Consider the following 1447-nt stretch of genomic DNA (forward strand, 5'->3'; position numbering starts at 1 on the left):
CTGGCCGATGAAGGCGAAGTTGTCGGCGTCGGTGTCGATGTCGATGCCGTCCCAGGTCACGTTATTGATGCTGTTGCCGTTGACGTTGATCGTCTGCCAGATCGTGGTCCCGGGGACTCCGGGCGAGTAGGCATTGGTGGTGACGTCGATGCCGCCGGCCCCGGCGTTGGTCACCGTGTTGGTGTTGATGGTGATCGCCCGGCCTGACAAGCCCTGATCGATGACCCCGAAGTTGTCGGCGTCGTTGGTGACGTCGATGCCCGATTCGCTCGGGTTGTCGATCGTGTTGCCGTTGATGTTCAGGGTCTGCAGCAGGGTTGCGAACCGGTAGAACGCGTTGTTGTCGACGTCGATGCCGTCCTCGCCCGCGTTCAAGATCTCGTTGCCGTTGATGGTGATGGTGTTGGCCTGGTCGACGAAGGCGCCGTTGACGTTGGTCGTGACGTCGATGCCGTCGTCCTGGGTCCCGTTGATGCTGTTCCAGTTGACGTTGATGGTCTGGATGATCGTCGAGTCCGATCCGTAGGCGTAGGTGTCGACGTAAACGCCCTGGTTTTGGACGTTCAGGATCGTGTTGTGGTTGATGGTGATGGTGTTGGCCTGGTCGACGAAGCCGCCGTTATCGGCCTGGGTATAGACCTCGATGCCGTCGCCGCTGGTCTCGTTGATCGAGTTGTTGTTGATGTTGATGGTCTGGATGAGCGACGAGCCGATGTACCTGGCACGATTTTGGACCTGAATGCCGTCTTCGCCGGTATCGAGCACCGTGTTGTTGTTGATATTGATGGTGTTGGCCTGGTCGATGAGGCCGCCGTTGCTGGTCAGGTTGTCGACATAGATGCCGTAATCGCCGGTATCGGCGATGCTGTTGTTGTTGATGTTGAGGGTCTGGACAAGCGTGCCGTCGTAATCGGCGCCGTTGAACACCTCGATACCGTTGTCCTCGATGTCGTGGATCGTGTTGTTGTTGATCGAGATCGGGTCGTCGGCGTCGAGGAAGCCCTCATTGGTGGCCCCGACGAAGACGTTGATGCCGTCGTCGTCGCCGATGTTGGAGACCGAATTGTCGCTGATATCGACGCTGACCTTCAGCGACGAGCCGGCGCCATCGGCGTCGATGTCGACCTCGATACCGTCGTAATAAACATTGTCGACGGTGTTCTCGGTGACGATGAGGTCGAAGCTGTGCGCGGCGCCGTCGAACGCATCGATATAGACGGTGATGCCCTGATCGGACGCCGAATCGTGGACCCGGTTCCAGTTGATGAACCCGCTCGGCGTCGAGGTGGTGAACAAATTGTAAACATTGTCGCGCGGGTTGTTGACGCGAACATACGTGCCGTCGCCGGTGGCGCTCGACAAATCGATGTCGAGATCCTGGATCCAGAAGTTGCTCTCGACGTCGGGGCCGTGGACGCCGTGGTAAAAATCGCCCTCGAGGTTCAAG

Annotated in this window: 1 protein-coding gene; it reads right to left on the reverse strand. The window is 58.6% G+C overall.

Annotated features, from left to right (window positions below; genetic code table 11):
• A partial coding sequence (locus tag GY791_17775; protein MCP4330278.1) for a hypothetical protein occupies window positions 1-1447 on the reverse strand: 1447 nt, incomplete at both ends.

The organism is Alphaproteobacteria bacterium, assembly GCA_024244705.1.
GTDB lineage: Bacteria > Pseudomonadota > Alphaproteobacteria > JAAEOK01 > JAAEOK01 > JAAEOK01.